This is a genomic window from Streptomyces sp. YS415 (assembly GCF_023544665.1).
Taxonomy (GTDB): domain Bacteria; phylum Actinomycetota; class Actinomycetes; order Streptomycetales; family Streptomycetaceae; genus Streptomyces.
The window spans coordinates 306,437-324,474 of record NZ_JAMJFL010000003.1; the positions used below are offsets into that span (position 1 = coordinate 306,437).

At 72.9% G+C, this 18,038-nt stretch carries 17 protein-coding genes; 1 reads left to right on the forward strand and 16 read right to left on the reverse strand.

From position 1 onward, the window contains the following. Window positions 1-3: 3 nt before the first annotated feature. The 16 genes from M8H82_RS06070 to M8H82_RS06140 all read right to left on the reverse strand — a co-directional run bounded on the left by M8H82_RS06070 (window position 4) and on the right by M8H82_RS06140 (window position 16,784). Window positions 4-2,103 (reverse strand): hypothetical protein, encoded by a 2,100-nt coding sequence (locus tag M8H82_RS06070; protein ID WP_250071392.1) that lies wholly within the window; start codon window positions 2,101-2,103, stop codon window positions 4-6. Window positions 2,104-2,235: 132 nt separating this feature from the next. Further along, the gene (locus M8H82_RS06075) at window positions 2,236-2,976 is read right to left on the reverse strand and encodes a sirohydrochlorin chelatase (RefSeq protein ID WP_250071395.1); all 741 of its coding nucleotides are present in this window, start codon (window positions 2,974-2,976) and stop codon (window positions 2,236-2,238) included. 5 nt (window positions 2,977-2,981) lie between these two features. After that, complete coding sequence (locus tag M8H82_RS06080; protein ID WP_250071404.1) at window positions 2,982-3,869, reverse strand: ABC transporter permease; 888 nt, start codon at window positions 3,867-3,869, stop codon at window positions 2,982-2,984. Then, the gene (locus tag M8H82_RS06085) at window positions 3,856-4,644 is read right to left on the reverse strand and encodes an ABC transporter ATP-binding protein (RefSeq protein WP_250071405.1); all 789 of its coding nucleotides are present in this window, start codon (window positions 4,642-4,644) and stop codon (window positions 3,856-3,858) included. Before M8H82_RS06085 ends, M8H82_RS06080 begins: the two co-directional genes overlap by 14 nt. 37 nt (window positions 4,645-4,681) lie before the next feature. Continuing rightward, the gene (locus M8H82_RS06090; protein WP_250071406.1) at window positions 4,682-5,782 is read right to left on the reverse strand and encodes an aliphatic sulfonate ABC transporter substrate-binding protein; all 1,101 of its coding nucleotides are present in this window, start codon (window positions 5,780-5,782) and stop codon (window positions 4,682-4,684) included. 127 nt (window positions 5,783-5,909) lie between these two features. Beyond that, window positions 5,910-7,238: a sulfate adenylyltransferase subunit 1 gene (locus M8H82_RS06095; RefSeq protein WP_250071407.1), complete on the reverse strand. Its 1,329-nt coding sequence runs from the start codon at window positions 7,236-7,238 to the stop codon at window positions 5,910-5,912. Window positions 7,239-7,240: 2 nt separating this feature from the next. Beyond that, complete coding sequence (gene cysD, locus M8H82_RS06100; protein ID WP_250071408.1) at window positions 7,241-8,179, reverse strand: sulfate adenylyltransferase subunit CysD; 939 nt, start codon at window positions 8,177-8,179, stop codon at window positions 7,241-7,243. Next, on the reverse strand, window positions 8,176-8,763 hold the full coding sequence (gene cysC / locus M8H82_RS06105; protein ID WP_250071409.1) for an adenylyl-sulfate kinase: 588 nt from the start codon (window positions 8,761-8,763) through the stop codon (window positions 8,176-8,178). Before cysC ends, cysD begins: the two co-directional genes overlap by 4 nt. After that, window positions 8,760-9,470: a phosphoadenylyl-sulfate reductase gene (locus M8H82_RS06110; protein WP_250071410.1), complete on the reverse strand. Its 711-nt coding sequence runs from the start codon at window positions 9,468-9,470 to the stop codon at window positions 8,760-8,762. Before M8H82_RS06110 ends, cysC begins: the two co-directional genes overlap by 4 nt. Then, window positions 9,467-9,646 carry a hypothetical protein gene (locus M8H82_RS06115; protein ID WP_250071411.1) on the reverse strand — a complete coding sequence of 60 codons (180 nt, stop codon included), beginning with the start codon at window positions 9,644-9,646 and terminating at the stop codon, window positions 9,467-9,469. Before M8H82_RS06115 ends, M8H82_RS06110 begins: the two co-directional genes overlap by 4 nt. After that, window positions 9,643-11,340: a nitrite/sulfite reductase gene (locus tag M8H82_RS06120; protein WP_250071412.1), complete on the reverse strand. Its 1,698-nt coding sequence runs from the start codon at window positions 11,338-11,340 to the stop codon at window positions 9,643-9,645. The genes M8H82_RS06115 and M8H82_RS06120 overlap by 4 nt, the downstream gene beginning before the upstream one ends. A gap of 129 nt (window positions 11,341-11,469) precedes the next feature. Then, a complete protein-coding gene (locus M8H82_RS36730) occupies window positions 11,470-11,553 on the reverse strand; it encodes a putative leader peptide (RefSeq protein WP_310887545.1) in 84 nt (27 codons plus the stop codon). A 125-nt stretch (window positions 11,554-11,678) separates the two neighbouring features. Beyond that, window positions 11,679-12,251, reverse strand: coding sequence for a GNAT family N-acetyltransferase (locus M8H82_RS06125; RefSeq protein WP_250071413.1), 573 nt, complete (start codon window positions 12,249-12,251; stop codon window positions 11,679-11,681). 17 nt (window positions 12,252-12,268) lie between these two features. After that, window positions 12,269-13,432 (reverse strand): hypothetical protein, encoded by a 1,164-nt coding sequence (locus M8H82_RS06130; protein ID WP_250071414.1) that lies wholly within the window; start codon window positions 13,430-13,432, stop codon window positions 12,269-12,271. Between the two features lie 149 nt (window positions 13,433-13,581). Beyond that, the gene (locus tag M8H82_RS06135) at window positions 13,582-14,859 is read right to left on the reverse strand and encodes a helix-turn-helix domain-containing protein (RefSeq protein WP_250071415.1); all 1,278 of its coding nucleotides are present in this window, start codon (window positions 14,857-14,859) and stop codon (window positions 13,582-13,584) included. A 290-nt stretch (window positions 14,860-15,149) separates the two neighbouring features. Further along, the gene (locus tag M8H82_RS06140; RefSeq protein WP_250071416.1) at window positions 15,150-16,784 is read right to left on the reverse strand and encodes an acyl-CoA dehydrogenase family protein; all 1,635 of its coding nucleotides are present in this window, start codon (window positions 16,782-16,784) and stop codon (window positions 15,150-15,152) included. A 100-nt stretch (window positions 16,785-16,884) separates the two neighbouring features. Between M8H82_RS06140 and M8H82_RS06145 the strand changes: the two genes are divergently transcribed. Continuing rightward, entirely contained in the window at window positions 16,885-18,030 is a 1,146-nt protein-coding gene (locus M8H82_RS06145) for a YihY/virulence factor BrkB family protein (RefSeq protein WP_250071417.1), read from the forward strand. The last annotated feature ends 8 nt before the right edge of the window (window positions 18,031-18,038 follow it).

The window sequence follows — 18,038 nt, forward strand, 5'->3', positions numbered from 1 at the left end:
GGCTCAGCGCACCACCAGGGTCGCGGGGGACGGTTCTTCGAGGCGTACGGCGGCCGCGTGCTCGCCCAGCAGGAAGCCGCGCAAGGTGTACGGGGCCGGGATCGGCGTGGCCGGCAGTTCCTGTTCGACCGTGCCGTGTCGGGTCAGATCGGTACCGGGGATGCGCAGGAGGGTCGTGCCGTCGGCGGCGCTGCGCGGCCGGAGGGTCCCGCTGCGGGCGACACACACGAACTCGGGGACCTCCGGGCCGCCTCCGCCGGCGGGGGCGGACAGCGTGACCCTCAGCAGGGTACGGCTCCGGCCGCGGAACCGCCGCCGTTCGCGCACGAGTCGGTAGCCGATGGCGGTGTCCGGCGGCAGGACCGCCTCGGTGCCCGCCGCCGTCACGACCACGGCGTCCGGCACCTGCGGCACGGCCGTGGCCCGGATGCGCACGTCCCCCGGGCCGACGGGCAGCCGCAGCCCGCCGCGCCGGTAGGCGTGCGCGGTGACGGTCCGCTCCCCGCCGCCGTCGGGCCCGTCCCAGCGGACCGTGAGATGGCTGGTGCCGTCGGGCCAGTCCAGCAGGACCGAGGCCTCCCCGCCGGGCAGCCGCCGGGCGGTCAGCCCGGTCACCGGCCGCAGCACCTCGACGTCGACCACGGGCCCGGCCAGCGCCCGTTCGCCGAGGACCGAGACGGCGGCGATCCGACGGTGCCCGGCGGCCGGGGCGCCGGCGGCGGGCGGCAGGTCGGCGGTGCGCAACTCGGTGCCGGGCGGCGGCGCCTGGCCCGGCCACACCACCAGGCGGACCTCGGCGCCGCGGCCTCCGGTCCAGTCGAACCGCACGGTGTCGCCGTCGGGTGCGGCGGTGAGGGTGTGCACCGGCTGCGGCCAGGGCTGCACGGGGTGCGTGGCCCGGACGCCGGGCGAGGGGACGAGGCGTCCGTCCGGCGCGCGGTAGTGGCAGACGACCCGGACGGTGTGGCGGCCGGCCGGCAGCCCGGTCGCGGTGAAGCCGTCGGCGCGCAGGTCCGGCCGTACCGCCGCGTCGAGTTCCACGGTCACCTCCTCGGCGCCCGGCGGCCGCCGCCAGGACCCCGAGATCCGCCCCGGGCCGTCGGTCAGCTCCAGTCCGGCGACCTCGGGGGCGAACAGCACGCGGTGCGACACGAGCGGGGGCCCGGCCACCCGCCCGTCCGTCAGCGGGAGCGCGGCGTACCGGACGGTGGTGCCGAGGGGTACGGCGGTGTCCCGGGCGGCCGGCACCTCGCGGACCCGGGACTCGCCCTTCTCGGTGCGGTCCAGGCACAGCAGCCGCCAGTCGGAGCCCGCCCGCTCCCACTGCAACTCGATGTGATCGGGGCCGAGTTCGGCGCGCAAGGGGGCCTGCGGTCCGGGCCGCTGGATCCGTACGAGTCCGCGCAGCGCCCGCCGGTCGTCGGCCGCCAGGTCCAGGGCGTGCAGATACCGCTCGTTCGCGGTGTCCGGCTCACCGCGCTCCTCCGCGCGCCACGCCGCCGCGAGGGCCTCCTCGACCGTCGCCGACCGGGCGGACAGGGCGGCTCGCAGCCGCTCGATCCCGGGATCGCCCTGGGGCAGCCGCTCCACCAGCCCGCGCACCCGGTGCAGCCGCCGCCGCTCCCAGACATCGGCCACGGACTCGGCCGCCTCCCGCTGCCGCCGGTCGAGCGTGGGCCGCAGCCGGGCCGCCGCCACCAGAGCGGCCGTCTCGTCCGGATGGACGCCCAGCTCCGCGACCGGGCAGCCCTCCTGGAGCAGACAGATCAGCTGGTACAGCACCGCCCTGCGCGGCCCCTGCGGATCACGCCGGTGCAGCCCCGCCAGCAGCTCGGCCACCCGGGCGGCGGGGGAGGCGGCCCGGGCCAGGCCGTCCAGCAGGGCCGCGTCCACCCGGCGCCGGGCGCGCGGTCCCGAGGGGACGTACAGGCCGTCGAGGACGCGTAAGCCGCCCGCCGGGGCGAGTGCCTCGCCGAGATGCCGTAACCCCGCCGCGTGCTGGGCGGCGGCGAGGTCGCCGTAACCGACGACCAGAGGGCTCAGCGGCAGCCCGGACAGGGCCCGCGGCAGGCCCAAGTGGTGCCCGAACTCCCGTCCCCCCACGTGTACTGCTTCCCCCCGCTCGTGTACGAGGGACCATCCCAGCAGACAGCCGGGTCAGGGGAGGGCGGTTTCGCCGAATCCGGCCAGGCGGGGGAGGCTGCCGGGCGTCCGTGGCCGACTCGCCCCCGGTCGTCAGGCGCCGACGGCAGCCAGCACCGGTACCCGGGCCGCGTCGTAGCGCTCCAGCAGCAGCTCCGCGACCTCCGGCGCCGGGCCGAGCACATCGGCCAGGACGTCCGCCCCGGCCGCGCCCCGCGCGATCCGGTCCGGCAGGAAGCCGGGCGCGAGGACGTACGGGGCGACGGCCACCCGCTCACAGCCGAGGGCCCGCAGTTCCCGTACCGCGTCCTCGGTGCGGGGCAGGGATGCGGAGGCGAACGCGGGCCGCACGGCACACCAACCGGTGCGCCGCCACTCCCGCGCGATTGCTGCGATCACCGCGCTCGCCTCCGGGTCGGTGGACCCCGCCGAGGCCAGCACGACCCCGGTCGAGGACTTGTCGGCGGGCGTGAGGCCCGCCTCGTACAGCCGCCGCTCCAGCGCCGTGAGCAGCAGCGGGGAGGGGCCGAGCACCTCCGTCTGCCGGATCCGCAGGCGCCGGGGCGCGTCCCGCAGCACCGCCGGGATGTCCGCCTTGGCGTGGAAGGCGCGGGTCAGCAGCAGCGGCAGCGCCACGACATCGCGCACGCCCTCCGCCGCCAGGGACTCCAGCACGCCCTGCACGGTGGGGATGTTGAAGTCCAGGAAGCAGGTCTCCACGCGCAGTCCGGGCCGCGCCGAGCGCACCCGTCGTACGAGGGCGTGCACGGTCGCGGCGTGCCGCGGGTCGCGGCTGCCGTGCGCGATGACGAGGAGGACCGGCTGGTGGCGCATGGGGCTCAACTCCTCGCGAGCAGACCGCGGCTGCGCAGCACCCAGCGCTCCAGCGGGCTGAAGAGCAGCAGGTCGATGGCGATGCCGACGAGCAGGATCAGGAAGATGGCCAGGAACACCTGGGACATGCTGGCGTTGTTGCGTCCGTTCTCCAGCAACTGGCCCAGCCCCACCCCGAGGTCGGGGGAGGAGGCGATGATCTCGGCGGCCATCAGCGAGCGCCAGGAGAACGCCCAGCCCTGCTTCAGACCGGCCAGATAGCCGGGCAGCGCTCCCGGCATCACGATGTGCCAGGTGCCCCGCAGACCGGTCGCGCCCAGGGTGCGCCCGGCCCGCAGGAACAGCGGCGGGATCTGGTCGATGCCCGAGACCAGGCCGTTGGCGATGGAGGGGACCGCGCCGAGCAGGATCACGGCGTACATCATCGAGTTGTTCAGGCCCAGCCACAGCACGGCCGGCGGCACCCAGGCGACCGACGGCAGGGACTGCAGGCCGGACAGGATGGGGCCGATCGCCGCCCGCACGAACTTCACCCTGGCGACCAGCAGGCCGAGCGGGGTGCCGATGGCGAGGGCGAGCAGGAAGCCGAGCAGACCGCGCGAGACGCTGGTCCAGATGTAGTCCAGGAGCGTGCCCTGCAGCCAGGCGGCGCGGACCTCGTCCCAGACGGCCGTGGGCGCGGGCAGCTTGTAGGCGGGGGCGACCTCGGCCCAGACCAGGACCTGCCACACCACCAGCACCAGCGCGACCGCCGTGACCGGCGGCAGCACCTTGCGGACCAGGGTCTCGCGCAGCGGAGTGCGGCTGGTCTGGACGGCGTCCAGCGCGTCCAGGCCGGCTTCGAGTCCGGCGAGGTCGCTCGCCTCCTTGCCGGTGGTCTCAGTGCTGGCCATGGCGGCGGATCTCCCCACGCAGTTCTTCGGTGATCTCGACGGACAGCTCGGCCACCGCGCTGTCCTCGATGCGGCGCGGGTGCGGGATGCCGACCGTCCACTCCCGGGCGATGCGCCCGGGCCGCGAGGACAGCAGCACGACCCGCTGCGCCAGCCGTACCGCCTCGCGGACGTTGTGCGTCACGAACAGCACCGACACGCCGGCCTCGCGCCAGATCCTGGTCAGCTCGTCGTGCAGCACGTCCCGGGTGATCGCGTCCAGTGACGCGAACGGCTCGTCCATCAGCAGCAGCTTGCTGTCCTGCGCCAACGCCCGCGCCAGCGCGACCCGCTGCCGCATACCGCCCGACAGCTCGTGCACCCGCTTGCCGTACGCGCCGCCCAGCCGGACCAGCTCCAGCAGGTCCTCGGCCCGGCCGTGCCGCTCGGCCTTGGGCACCCCGCGCAGTTTCAGGGCGAGTTCGATGTTCTTGCCCGCGGTCAGCCACGGGAACAGGGCGTGCTCCTGGAACATCAGCGCGGGACGGCCGTCGGTGCTGATGGCGCCCGCGCTCGGCCGGTCCAGGCCCGCTACCAGGTTGAGCAGTGTCGACTTGCCGCAGCCGGAGGCACCGAGGAGGGTGACGAACTCGCCGGGCGCGACATCGAGGGTGATGTCGTCGAGGACGAGCTGGGGCCCGGCCGGGCCTGCGAAGGACTTCGACACGTGGTCGATGCGCGCGGCGTGCTCCACGGACGTATCCGTGTGGGGGGCCTTGGCGAGGGCGGTTGCCATGGTCGTCACCTCCTGGGAACTCATTAGGACTCGTGGCTCACTTCACGCCGAGGCCGGCGTCGTCGGCCTCGGGTGCGCCCTCGGCTCCGAGGACCCTGTTCAGCGGTGTCAGGTCGTAGATGCCGGACAGGTCCGGCCGCTCCAGCAGGCCCGCCTCGACCGCGTGCCGTGCCTGCGCGTCGAGGGTGGCCGCCAGCGGATCGTCGGTGAACCGGATGGACGGCCAGGCCCGGTCGACGACCTCGGCGGGCAGCGCCTTGCCGGTGTCCGCGGCCAGCTGGGCGTTGGCGGCCGCCTTCGCCTTGTCCGGGTGGGAGTTGATCCACTTGTTGGCCTTGACGGAACCCCTCAGCACCGCCTCGACGGCCTTCGGGTGCTCCTCGAGGAAGCTCTGCGACACGATCACGTTCGTGATCACGAACTTCTTGTCCGGCCACAGGTCGGCCTCGTCCAGCAGCACCTTGCCGCCCTCGGCGACCAGCTTCGACGCGGTCGGCTCGGGCACCCAGGCACCGTCGACCGAGCCGGACCGGTAGAGGTCGGGCGTGACCTTGTTGTCGGAGCGGACGACGGACACATCGCCCTCGCCGCTCTCCGCGTCGACCTTCCAGCCCTGCTCGGCGGCCCAGTTGAGGAAGGCCACGTCCTGCGTGTTGCCGAGCTGCGGGGTGGCGATCCGCTTGCCCTCGACGTCCTGCACGGACCTGATCCGCTCCGGGTTCACGACCAGCTTCACGCCGCCCGAGGCCGAACCGGAGATGATCCGCAGGTTCTTGCCGCCCGCCTTGACGTACCCGTTGATCGCGGGGGAGGGCCCGATCCACCCGATGTCGATGGACCCCGAGTTCAGCGCCTCGATCTCCGAGGGACCGGCGTTGAACGCGGCGTACTTCGCGGTCGTACCGCCGAGTTCCTTCTGGAAGATCCCCTCGTGCCGCCCCACCAGCGCCGTGGCGTGGGTGAGGTTCCCGAAGTAGCCGATGCGCACCGAGTCCAGGCCGTCGACCTTCGCCGCCCCGGGGATCGCGTGCTCGGTGTTCTCCACGGCCTGGGAGCCGTAGCCGCACGCCGCGAGCGCGAGCAGCGGCAGCACGGCCAGTACCGCGAGGGTACGGCGCAGGGCGGGGATGGCAGGCACGGGAGGTGTTCCTCTCGGTGGCCCGGCCCGGCGCCCTTAGCGAGCGCGGCCGGGAGAACGGCGGATGGACGGGTGGGAGGTCAGCGCGGACATCGCCGCCCCCCGCCCGCTCCGGTCGGGGGCACGGTCAGAAGTCCCAGCCGTCGTCGTCGGACGCGTCCTTGACGGGCTCCGGGGAGGCGAAGGACTGGCCGACCATGCCGGCGGTGAGCGTCGTGCCGTCGCTCGGGTCGATCAGGATGAACGAACCCGTGCGCCGCGAGTCGGCGTAGGAGTCGACGGGCAGCGGCTCGGCGGTACGGATCTTCACCCGGCCGATGTCGTTGGCGACGAGCTGTCCCGGGTGCGGGTGCAGGGACAGGTCGTCGAGCGTGAGCCGGGACGGGATGTCCTTCACGATCGCCTTGACCGTGCGCGTGCCGTGCTTGAGCAGCACCCGGTGGCCGACGGTGAGCGCGGCGTCGGCGACATGGCACACGGTCGCCTCGATGTCCTGCGTGGTCGGCGGCGCGTCCTTGCTGGGCACGATCAGGTCGCCGCGCGAGATGTCGATGTCGTCCTCCAGCAGGACGGTCACCGACTGGGTGGTCCAGGCGACGTCGACCGGCTCGCCGAGCAGGTCGATGCCGGCGATCTTCGTGGAGCGGCCCGACGGCAGCACGGTGATCTGCTCGCCGACGCGGAACGAACCGGCGGCGATCTGACCGGCGTAACCGCGGTAGTCGGGGTGCTCGGCGGTCTGCGGGCGGATCACGTACTGCACGGGCAGCCGGGCGTGGCAGTGGCTGAGGTCGTGGGTGACCGGGACGGTCTCCAGATGCTCCAGCACCGTCGGGCCGCCGTACCAGTCCATGTGGGCGGACGGCTCCACCACGTTGTCACCGGCGAGTGCCGAGATCGGGATCGCGGTGACCTCCGGGACGCCCAGTTCGAGCGCGTACGCCGTGAACTCCTCGGCGATGGCGGCGAACACGGACTCCCGGTAGTCCACCAGGTCCATCTTGTTGACGGCGAGGACCACGTGCGGGACGCGCAGCAGCGCGGCCAGCGCGGCGTGCCGGCGGGTCTGCTCGACGACGCCGTTGCGGGCGTCGATGAGGATGACCGTCAGCTCGGCGGTGGAGGCGCCGGTGACCATGTTGCGGGTGTACTGCACATGGCCGGGGGTGTCGGCGAGGATGAACCGGCGCCGGGGGGTGGCGAAGTAGCGGTAGGCCACGTCGATGGTGATGCCCTGCTCCCGCTCGGCCCGCAGGCCGTCGGTGAGCAGCGCGAGGTCCGGGCCCTCCTGGCCACGGCTCGCCGAGGCGCGCTCCACGGCCTCCAGCTGGTCGGTGAGGATCGACTTGGAGTCGTGCAGCAGCCGGCCCACCAGGGTGGACTTGCCGTCGTCGACGGAACCGGCGGTGGCGAACCGCAGCAGGGTCGTCTCGGGGAGTTCCGTGGTCGTGCTCATGGTTAGAAGTACCCCTCGCGCTTGCGGTCTTCCATCGCGGCCTCGGACATCTTGTCGTCGGCGCGGGTCGCGCCCCGCTCGGTGAGCCGGGAGGCGGCGATCTCGGTGATCACGGCGTCCAGCGTGGTGGCGTCGGAGTCGACGGCACCCGTGCAGGACATGTCGCCGACGGTGCGGTAGCGCACGAGCCGCTTCTCGACGGTCTCGCCGTCCTTCGGGCCGCCCCATTCGCCGGCGGTCAGCCACATGCCGCCCCGGGCGAACACCTCGCGCTCGTGCGCGAAGTAGATCTCCGGCAGCTCGATGCCCTCGCGGGCGATGTACTGCCAGACGTCCAGCTCGGTCCAGTTGGACAGCGGGAACACCCGGACGTGCTCGCCGGGGGCGTGCCGGCCGTTGTAGAGGTTCCACAGTTCGGGCCGCTGGCGGCGCGGGTCCCACTGGGAGAACTCGTCCCGCAGCGAGAACACCCGCTCCTTGGCCCGCGCCTTCTCCTCGTCGCGGCGCCCGCCGCCGAAGACCGCGTCGAACTTCTCCGCCTGGATCTTCTCCGTCAGCGGCAGTGTCTGCAGCGGGTTGCGGGTGCCGTCCGGGCGCTCCTTGAGCACCCCGCGGTCGATGTAGTCCTGCACGGAGGCGACATGCAGCCGCAGCCCGTGCCGGGCCACCGCGCGGTCGCGGTAGTCGAGGACCTCGGGGAAGTTGTGCCCGGTGTCGACGTGCAGCAGCGAGAAGGGCACCGGAGCCGGCGCGAACGCCTTCAGCGCCAGGTGCAGCATGACGATGGAGTCCTTGCCGCCGGAGAACAGGATCACCGGCCGCTCGAACTCGCCCGCCACCTCGCGGAAGATGTGCACCGCCTCGGACTCCAGCGCGTCCAGGTGGGAGAGGGCGTACGGAGTCTCCGTGCCCTCCTCGACCGAGGAGACGGTCGTCGTCATGCCAGGCCCCTTTCGCTGAGCAGCGCGTACACGGCCGCCGCGGACTCCCGCACGGTCTGGTTCTGCGACTCGATCCGCAGGTCCGGCGTCTCGGGCTCCTCGTAGGGGTCGTCGACCCCGGTCAGCCCGGTCAGCTCGCCCGCCGCCTGCTTGGCGTACAGGCCCTTCACATCGCGCTCGGAGCACACCTCGACCGGGGTGGCCACGTGGATCTCCAGGTACGCGGTTCCGCTGTCCTGGTGGCGCTTGCGCACCGCCTCACGGCTGTCGGCGTACGGCGCGATCACCGGCACCAGCGTCTTGACGCCGTTGCGGGCGAGCAGGTCGGCGAGGAAGCCGATGCGCTGCACATTGGTGTGCCGGTCCGCGCGGCTGAAGCCGAGGCCCGCGGAGATGAACTCGCGGATCTCGTCGCCGTCGAGCACCTCGACGCGGTGGCCCTCCTCGCGCAGCCGGCCGGCCAGCTCGTACGCGATGGTGGTCTTGCCGGCGCTCGGCAGACCCGTGAGCCAGACGGTGGCTCCGGTCGTCACGTGGTTCTCCTTGTTCTCCGGGGCGGTCTCCGGAAACGGGGTGGTGGTCACAGGTGCAGCCCGCACTCGGTCTTGGCGCGGCCCGCCCAGCGGCCGGCCCGCGCGTCCTCGCCCTCCAGGACGCGGCGGGTGCAGGGGGCACAGCCGACGGAGGAGTAGCCGTCCATCAGCAGCGGGTTGGTGAGGACACCGTGCTCGGCCACGTAGGCGTCCACGTCGTCCTGGGTCCACTTGGCGATCGGCGAGATCTTGACCTTCTGCCGCTTGTCGTCCCAGCCGACGACCGGGGTGTTCGCCCGGGACTCGGACTCGTCGCGGCGCAGGCCCGTCGCCCAGGCCAGATAGCCCGTGAGGCCCTCCTCCAGCGGCTGGACCTTGCGCAGCTTGCAGCACAGGTCCGGGTCGCGGTCGTGCAGCCGGGGGCCGTGCTCCGCGTCCTGCTCGGCGACCGTCCGACGCGGGGTGAGGGTGATGACGTTGACGTCCATCACCGCCTCCACCGCATCACGGGTACCGATGGTCTCGGGGAAGTGATAGCCGGTGTCGAGGAACACCACGTCGACACCGGGCAGCGCGCGGGAGGCGAGATGGGCGACGACCGCGTCCTCCATGGAGGAGGTCACACAGAAGCGCCGGCCGAAGGTGTCCGCGGCCCACTGGAGGATCTCCAGCGCGTCGGCGTCCTCCAGATCGCGGCCCGCCTGCTCGGCGAGCGCCTTCAGTTCCTCGGTGGTGCGGTCTTCCCGGGTGGTCGTCATATCTCGTCTCCCCCTGCTTCGGTCGGCTGAACGCCCCGGGCCAGCAGCCCGAGGAACTTCAGCTGGAAAGCCCGGTTGCACGCCGCGCATTCCCACGCGCCGTGACCCTGCTCGCTGGGACGCAGGTCCTCGTCGCCGCAGTAGGGGCAGTAGAAGGGGGCGGCCCGCTCGCTCATGAGAGGGCCTCCTCGGAAGCGCGCGCGGCCCAGGTGGCGAAGCGCTCGCCGTCCTCGCGCTCCTCCTGGAACCGCTTGAGGACCCGCTCGACGTAGTCGGGCAGTTCCTCCGCCGTCACCTTCAGACCGCGCACCTTGCGGCCGAAGCCGGCCTCCAGGCCGAGCGCGCCGCCCAGGTGGACCTGGTAGCCCTCGACCTGCCGGCCCTCGGCGTCGAGGACCAGCTGGCCCTTGAGACCGATGTCCGCGACCTGGATACGGGCGCAGGCGTTCGGGCAGCCGTTGATGTTGATGGTGAGGGGCTCGTCGAACTGCGGGATCCGGCGCTCCAGTTCGTCGATCAGGGAGGCGCCGCGCGCCTTGGTCTCGACAATGGCGAGCTTGCAGTACTCGATGCCGGTGCAGGCCATGGTGCCGCGCCGGAACGGGGACGGGTTGACGGTGAGGTCCAGCGCCTCCAGGCCCTCGACGAGCGAGTCGACCTGTGCCTGGTCCACGTCCAGGACGAGCATCTTCTGCTCGGCGGTGGTCCGCACCCGGCCCGAGCCGTGCGCCTCGGCCAGCTCTGCGATCTTCGTCAGGGTGGTGCCGTCCACCCGGCCCACGCGCGGGGCGAAGCCGACGTAGTAGCGGCCGTCCTTCTGCCGGTGCACACCGACGTGGTCGCGCCAGCGCTCGACGGGCTGGGCCGGGGCCGGGCCGTCGACGAGCTTGCGCTGCAGGTACTCGTCCTCGAGGATCTGGCGGAACTTCTCCGGGCCCCAGTCGGCGACCAGGAACTTCAGGCGGGCGCGGGTGCGCAGCCGGCGGTAGCCGTAGTCGCGGAAGATCGAGATGACGCCCTCGTAGACGTCCGGGACCTCGTCGAGCGGGACCCAGGCGCCGAGCCGGACACCGATCTTGGGGTTGGTGGACAGACCGCCGCCGACCCACAGGTCGAAGCCGGGGCCGTGCTCGGGGTGGTTCACCCCGACGAAGGCGATGTCGTTGATCTCGTGCGCCACGTCCAGCAGCGGCGAGCCGGAGATCGCGGACTTGAACTTGCGGGGCAGGTTCGAGAAGTCCTTGTTGCCGATGATCCGGCGCTGGATCTCGTCGATGGCCGGGGTGCCGTCGATGATCTCGTCGGCGGCGATACCGGCGACCGGCGAGCCGAGGATCACGCGGGGGGTGTCACCGCAGGCCTCGGTGGTGGACAGGCCGACCGCCTCCAGGCGGTTCCAGATCTCGGGCACGTCCTCGATCCGGATCCAGTGGTACTGGACGTTCTGCCGGTCGGTGATGTCGGCGGTGCCGCGCGCGAACTCCTGCGAGATCTCGCCGACGACGCGCAGCTGCTCGGTGGTGAGCCGGCCGCCGTCGATCCGGACGCGCAGCATGAAGTACTCGTCGTCCAGCTCCTCCGGCTCCAGGATCGCGGTCTTGCCGCCGTCGATCCCGGGCTTGCGCTGGGTGTACAGACCCCACCAGCGCATCCGGCCGCGCAGGTCGTTGGGGTCGATCGAGTCGAAGCCGCGCTTGGAGTAGATCGTCTCAATGCGTGTCCGCACATTGAGACCGTCGTCGTCCTTCTTGAACTGCTCGTTGCCGTTCAGCGGGGTGAAGTGCCCCGCGGCCCACTGTCCCTCGCCGCGGTGACGGCTCGCCCTGCGGCGGGGGGTCGCGGCGGCGGGGTTCTGCGGGGTGGCGGCCATGGTTGATACGTCCTTCGGGACAGGCGGGAAAGCGGCTCTGACCTGCGCGTGCGCGCACGGGCAGACGTGCGCGTCCTTGCGCGGGAAAGCAGGCAAAGGGGGAGATGCCGGGCGGTGCTGGATGAACTCTCAGCGCGCCGGACAGATGGCGCTGGACATGCGGCCGAGGTCGACGTGCCGCCGACTCACCAAGGCAATTCCAGTTCCAGGCATGACGGAAGCGTGTCACGGCGATCTGGACACAGTCCAGCTTCGTCCAAAATGCGGACACCCTTGTCTCGAAGAGCGAGACAAGGGTGTTCTGGGTCACATGCCGTCAATGTGCCGCCTCGTGCAGGTCAGGCGGGGTATGCGCCCGGCCAGGGGCCCGGGGTGGTCACCTGCGCCTGCTCCTCGACCTTGGTGTCGAACAGCTTGAAGCCCCGGCGCTGGTAGTTGTCCATCGCGTGCTCGCCGTCCAGGCTGCAGGTGTGCAGCCAGACGCGCTTCGTCGGCGCCCGCCCCGGCCAGCGGTCGGCGAGGTCCCAGGCGCGCGCGGCGCCGTACGACAGCAGGTGGCCGCCGATGCGGCGGCCCCGGAAGGCGGGGATCAGCCCGAAGTACTCGATCTCCACGACCCCGTCGTCCTGCGGGCTCAGCTCCACGTACCCGGCGGGCGTGCCGTGGTCGTAGGCGACCCAGGTCTCCACGCCGGGGCGCTCCAGGTGCTCCTGCCACCGGGCGTAGCTCCAGTCCAGCCGGTCGATCCAGCGGATGTCGCCGCCGACGGAGGCGTACAGGAAGCGGCTGAACTCGGGGGAGGGGACCGCGGAGCGGACGATCCGCACGTCGCCCTCGGGGGCGGCGGCCGGCAGCAGGTCGGACGGGTCCGTCTGCTCCAGGGACCAGGTGGTCACGGGCATGTTGGGCATGTCGCCCAGACAATCATCTAGTCCAGTGCTCTGTCGATCGCGTGCAGCGGCAGCGCGAACAGGGTCCGCCCCGACTGCGACCAGACCTCTCCGGTCTGCTGCCAGTACGACAGGGACGGGGTCGGCCCGGTCCAGCACAGCCGTGTCCCGTCGGCCCCGCAGCGGGTGGCCTCGGCCCCGTCCGCGGTCTGCCGCCACAGCCTGCCGCGCTCCTCGGCCCGCTGCGTCAGGTACCAGCGGGAGCGGTGCGACAGCACCCCGGCGAGATCGTCCGCCCCGGTCGCGTACGCCTCGGTCGCGGTCCCGGTGGCGAGCAGCCCGCGGCGGCCCGGGTCCGCGCTGAACGCGTACCGCCACAGCCGGCCGTCCCGGCTCGCCACCAGGCTGTCGGGGGAGGTGCTGCGGTCCAGTGAGAGGGCCGTGGGGGCCGGTCCGGCCGAGCGGTACACGCCGACGGCCGGCAGCACGTACCGGGAGCCGTCCGCCCCGGTGGCGCGCCGGACGCCGTGCACGTCGTAGACGTACAGTCCGTCCCTCGCGGTGACCAGCAGTTTGTCCTGGTACCAGACCATGCCCGACAGCGTCGAGCGCAGCGGGCGGTGGGCACGGCCGTCGTCCGTGGGGACGGCGAGCCGCACCCAGGTGTAGGTCAGCCGGCCGGGGTCGTCCGCGTCGACGAAGGCGACCTGCGAGCGCCGGTCGCCGGACCAGGCGGACAGCACCACGCGGTGGTCGCCCCAGCGGCCGTCGTCGTCGGCGTCCCCGGAGGTGGTGACCGCGCCGGACCTGAGGCCCCGGGTGTCGGCGGCGTCCCAGCAGTACGCGCGCGTGGCCGCGGGCGCCACCGGAAGCGCCGCGCGCTCGGTGCCGGTGCAGTCGTCCGGGTCGCGCAGGGTGCCGTCGGCGTCGGCGAGCACCGTGCCGACGCCGGCCGGGCGGCCCAGCCGGGTGCCGAGCCGGTCCATGGCCGCCTCGGGCAGCAGTTCCTCGCGCAGCCGCAGGGGGTCCAGCTCGGCGCGGGAGGTGAGGGGCTTCAGCGCCCCCGGGTCCTCCTCGACCGTGGCCTGCGAGGCGCTGATCAGGGTGGCGGCCGCGGTGAGCGCGAGGGCGGTTCCGGCCAGCACTCCCCGCAGCGCGCGGCCCCTCTTGCGCCGGCGGTGCCTGCCGCGTTGCTGTGTCATGACGTCCTCCCGGTGCGGGCCAACTGCGCCTGTTGATCCGTACGTTGACCAAGGAGCAGGTGGGGTGGCCCACCCGGGATGCTACGGCAGCGGGGTGTGGTCGCGGACGAAGACCCCGTAATTGTGCGGAAGATGCCACCTCGGGAGCTTCAGTGCGTACGGCCGTCCGCCACACCCGGCGCCGTCGAGTGCGGCAGCAGGTCGCGTGGGTTCCCGGGGAGCAGCACCTCGACCTCCGCCGACTCGCAGAAACGATACGGCCGATGGTCGAGCAGCCCTCCGAGATATCGCCGTACTCGGGACATCTCGGCCCGGACCGTCACCGTGCGGCCCGGGTCGGCGAACATCTCCTCGGCCAGGCGCGCCGCGCTCATCCCGCCCCGGTTCAGTGCCAGCAGGTAGAGCAACTCCGCATGCCTTGGACTCAGTTCATGGCTCCAGGTGTCCGCGCCCCCGGTCACCGTCATCGACCAGCGGCGCGGCTGCGACAGATCCAGCACGATCCGCGTGCCCCCGCGCGGCTCCGGCTCGCCGGCGGGCCTGAGCAGCCAGCCGCCCGCCAGCGGCTCCACGGCGCACAGCCCGAGCGGCGGCAGCCACCGGCGGCCCGCCCCGAGCGACTTGGGCAGCGCGATCCGGTGCGGGTACGGCATCCCGGTCACCGCCGCGCACCAGCCGTCCCGGTCCACCACCAGTGCCCGCCCGGCGAGCCGGGACAGCACCGGCGCCGCCACCGCGCGCAGCCGCTCCAGCGCGGTCAGATGCACCTCCCGCAACCGGGACTCGGCGAGCTTGGCGACCGTGTCCACCAGGGCGAGGGTCGCCGGATGCATGGTCTCCAGCGGTCCGCTGATGTCCACCACGCCGATCAGCCGGCCGTCCCGCGGATCCGTGATCGGGGCGCCGGCGCAGGTCCAGGCGGCGTGGGTGCGCACGAAGTGCTCGGAGGCGAAGACCTGCACCGGCCGGCGCACCACGGCCGGGGTGCCCACGCCGTTGGTGCCGACGACGTCCTCGCGCCAGTCCGCGCCGAGTTCAAAGCCGAGCCCGTCGGCCTTGCGCAGCACCGGCGCGCTGCCCTCGCGCCACAGCACCCGGCCGTCCTCGTCGGCGACGACCATGATGTGGTGGGCGACGTCCGCGACCGACAGCAGCCCTTCGCGCAGGACCGGCAGCACATGCCGCAGCGCGCTGGTCTCCCGCCGCCGCTGCACCTCCTCGCGGGACAGCAGCCCGGAGCGGACGTCGCGGTCCGGGTCGACCCCGCTGCGCAGCATCCGGTCCCAGGACTGCTCGATCACCGGGCGCGGCGCGACCGGCGCGCGCTGCCCGGCGAGGGTGGCGTTGCGCACGTCGTTCAGCACACGCGCCGCGCGCGCCGCGTCGACGGCGACCAACTGCGTCACGTCCATGGGTGACAGCGCCACGAGTCCTCCCCGGGAGTGCGTCGGTCTTTCCTGACCCGTTGTCTCATAGTGCAGCCCATCCCCGGCGGACGGAGCCAGTCCGACCAGAGGAGTCGGCGAGTTGCAACCCCCTGCAACCCTGGTGGTGGGCCATGGCCTGATTGAAACTTGAGCAACGCCGTCCCGAGCGGCGCCAGCGGCCTCGAACGGGCCTGTGCGGAGGGTGGTGCCGTGTCGGCGCGGCACCACCCCTCGCGGCACCGCGGGGCGGGTGTTCTCAAGGGCGTCGCCCGGTCGCCCGCACCCCTCGGTCAGACCTCCGGCCTGGCCCGATCCACCACGGACTCCAGATCCAGGGTCGCCGGCAGGGTCCCGAAGGTGGCGCCGCCGTCCTCGCCCAGACGCGACGCGCAGAAGGCGTCGGCCACCTCCGGCGGGGCGAACCGGACCAGCAGGGACGCCTGGAGCACCAGGGCCAGCCGCTCCGTCAGGCGCCTCGCCCGGCCCTCGATGCTCTCCAAATCGGCCAGTTCGGTCAGCAGGCCCTTGATCGCGGCGTCCAGCCGGTGGTCGGCGCCGCGGGCCCGGCCGATCTCCATGAGGTAGGCGTTCAGCGCGGCCGGTTCGCGCCGCAGCGCCCGCAGGACATCCAGCGCCTGGACGTTCCCCGCCCCCTCCCAGATCGAGTTCAGCGGCGACTCCCGTACCAGCCGGGGCATTCCGGACTCCTCGACGTAGCCGTTGCCGCCCAGGCACTCGGACGCCTCCACCGTCACCGGCGTACAGCGCTTGGTCACCCAGTACTTGGCGGCCGGCACCGCGATCCGCAGCAGCGCCCGCTCCTGCTCGCCGCCGTCGTCGCAGGCCGCCGCGAGCCGCAGGCCCAGCGCGGTCGCCGCCTCCGACTCCAGGGCGAGGTCGGCCAGCACGTTGCGCATCAGCGGCTTGTCGGCCAGCCGGCCGCCGAACGCCTCCCGGTGGTCGCAGTGGTGGATCGCCTGGACGACGGCCTGCCGCATCAGCCCCGCCGAGGCCAGCACGCAGTCGAGACGGGTCGCCGCCACCATCTCGACGACGGTCCGCACCCCGCGCCCCTCCTCGCCGACCCGCCGCGCCCAGGTCCCCGCCAGCTCGACCTCCGCTGAGGCGTTGGACCGGTTGCCCAGCTTGTCCTTGAGGCGCTGGAGGTGGAAGGGGTTGCGGGTGCCGTCCTCCAGCACCCGGGGCACCAGGAAGCAGGTCAGTCCCTCCGGCGCCCGGGCGAGGACCAGGAACCCGTCCGACATCGGCGCCGAGCAGAACCACTTGTGCCCGGTCAGCTCGTAGGACCGGCCGTCGCCCAGGGGCCGCGCGGCCGTCGTGTTCGCCCGGAGGTCGCTGCCGCCCTGCTTCTCCGTCAGGGCCATCCCGAACAGCGCCCCCGCCTTGTGCCGGGCGGGCCGCAGCTCACGGTCGTAGATCACGGAGGTCAGCCGGGGCTCCCACTCGGCGGCCAGGTCCGGCTCGTGGCGCAGCGCCGGTACGGCGGCGTGGGTCATCGACAGCGGACAGCAGTTGCCGGCCTCGACCTGTGTCCACACCAGGAGCCCGGCGGCCCGCCGCACATGCCCGCCGGGCCGGGTCCAGGCCGCGGTCAGCCCCGCGGCGACCCCCTTGCCGAGCAGCCGGTGCCAGGCCGGATGGAAGTCGACCTCGTCGACGCGGTTGCCGTAGCGGTCGTGGGTGCGCAGCCGCGGCGGGTTCTGGTCGGCCTGCACCGCCCACTCCTGCAGCTGGGCCGCGGAGGCCGACCGGCCCAGGGCCGACAACTCGCTGGTCGCGTCGGAGAGCAGGGCCGGGTCGAGGTGCCGTTCGACCGCCGCCGTCAGCGCCCGGTCGGCCGCGTAGACGTCGTACCCGATCAGGGGCGGGGGCTGGTTCGTCACGGTGTGGGTGGTGCCGTCCATGGCTGTGAACCTACCCGTCCGGATCGGGGCACTCACCCCACCGACGCGGCGGCCCCCGGGGCGGGGCGGGAGCGGGCCCGGCGACGGATACCGTTAGGTCGTGCAGCCAGCAAGTGAACCCCCCCAGAGGCCCTCCGGCCGTCTCCACCGGGCACGTGCCCTCTACCGGAACGTCTCGAAGCGCCGGACCGCCTGGCTGCTGCTCAAGGACACGGTCAACTCGTGCATCGAGTACCGGATCCTGGGGCTCGCGGCGGAGGCGGCCTTCTTCACGCTGCTCTCGGTCCCGCCGCTGCTGCTGAGCATGATCGGACTGCTCGGTCACGTCGACGCCTGGACCGGCACCGACACCATCAGCAGCCTGGAGGCGAACCTCATCGAGGCCTCCCGCACGGTCCTGTCGGACCGGGGCGTCCGCCAGATCGCCCAGCCGATCCTCGACGACGTGATGAAGGGCGGCCGCCCCGACGTCATCTCCATCGGCTTCCTGTTCGCGCTGTGGTCGGGCTCCCGCGCGGTGAACGTCTTCATCGACACCATCACCGTCATGTACGGCCTCGACGGCGTCCGCGGCATCGTGAAGACGCGGCTGGTCGCCTTCGTGCTCTTCCTGGTGGCCCTGGTGATCGGCTCGATCGCCCTGCCGCTGATGGTGGCGGGCCCGGACGCGGTGCTCAACGTCCTGCCGTGGTCGCAGACCCTGGTCCAGGTGCTGTACTGGCCGGTGGTCATCCTGCTGTCCATCGCGTTCCTGACGACGCTGTACCACGTCTCCGTGCCGGTCCGCTCCCCGTGGATCGAGGACGTCCCCGGCGCCCTGGTCGCCCTCGGCATGTGGGTCCTCGGCAGCTTCCTGCTGCGGATCTACCTCACCAACACGGTCGAGGGCGCCACGATCTACGGCTCCCTCGCCGCCGCCGTCGCCGTCCTGCTGTGGATCGGCGTGTCCGCGTTCGCGGTCCTCGTCGGGGCCGCGGTCAACGCGGCGATCGACCGGGTCTGGCCGGCCGCCGCGACGGCCGCCGCGCGCGCCGCCAACGAGCGGCTGCGCGAGGCCCAGGTCGCCGAGTACGTCGCCCGCGCCGCCGCCCAGCGCGAGGCCGCCCTCGACGACCCGGACGACCCGGACATGCCCTCGGAGTTCCCCGAACGCTGGTCCCGCTTCCTGCCCCCCGAGGACCTCTCGTCCCGGCTGCGCACCCATGTGAAGAGCCCGCACCCCCCGCACAAGCCCGACGGCCACTGACCGCGCCC

Bases quoted from the DNA above. Each gene is read 5' to 3' on its own strand.
- M8H82_RS06075 (WP_250071395.1), bottom strand. From the start codon at position 2,976: ATGCGCCACCAGCCGGTCCTCCTCGTCATCGCGCACGGCAGCCGCGAC.
- M8H82_RS06080 (WP_250071404.1), bottom strand. From the start codon at position 3,869: ATGGCCAGCACTGAGACCACCGGCAAGGAGGCGAGCGACCTCGCCGGA.
- M8H82_RS06085 (WP_250071405.1), bottom strand. From the start codon at position 4,644: ATGGCAACCGCCCTCGCCAAGGCCCCCCACACGGATACGTCCGTGGAG.
- M8H82_RS06095 (WP_250071407.1), bottom strand. From the start codon at position 7,238: ATGAGCACGACCACGGAACTCCCCGAGACGACCCTGCTGCGGTTCGCC.
- cysD (WP_250071408.1), bottom strand. From the start codon at position 8,179: ATGACGACGACCGTCTCCTCGGTCGAGGAGGGCACGGAGACTCCGTAC.
- M8H82_RS06110 (WP_250071410.1), bottom strand. From the start codon at position 9,470: ATGACGACCACCCGGGAAGACCGCACCACCGAGGAACTGAAGGCGCTC.
- M8H82_RS06115 (WP_250071411.1), bottom strand. From the start codon at position 9,646: ATGAGCGAGCGGGCCGCCCCCTTCTACTGCCCCTACTGCGGCGACGAG.
- M8H82_RS06120 (WP_250071412.1), bottom strand. From the start codon at position 11,340: ATGGCCGCCACCCCGCAGAACCCCGCCGCCGCGACCCCCCGCCGCAGG.
- M8H82_RS36730 (WP_310887545.1), bottom strand. From the start codon at position 11,553: ATGCCTGGAACTGGAATTGCCTTGGTGAGTCGGCGGCACGTCGACCTC.
- M8H82_RS06125 (WP_250071413.1), bottom strand. From the start codon at position 12,251: ATGCCCAACATGCCCGTGACCACCTGGTCCCTGGAGCAGACGGACCCG.
- M8H82_RS06130 (WP_250071414.1), bottom strand. From the start codon at position 13,432: ATGACACAGCAACGCGGCAGGCACCGCCGGCGCAAGAGGGGCCGCGCG.
- M8H82_RS06140 (WP_250071416.1), bottom strand. From the start codon at position 16,784: ATGGACGGCACCACCCACACCGTGACGAACCAGCCCCCGCCCCTGATC.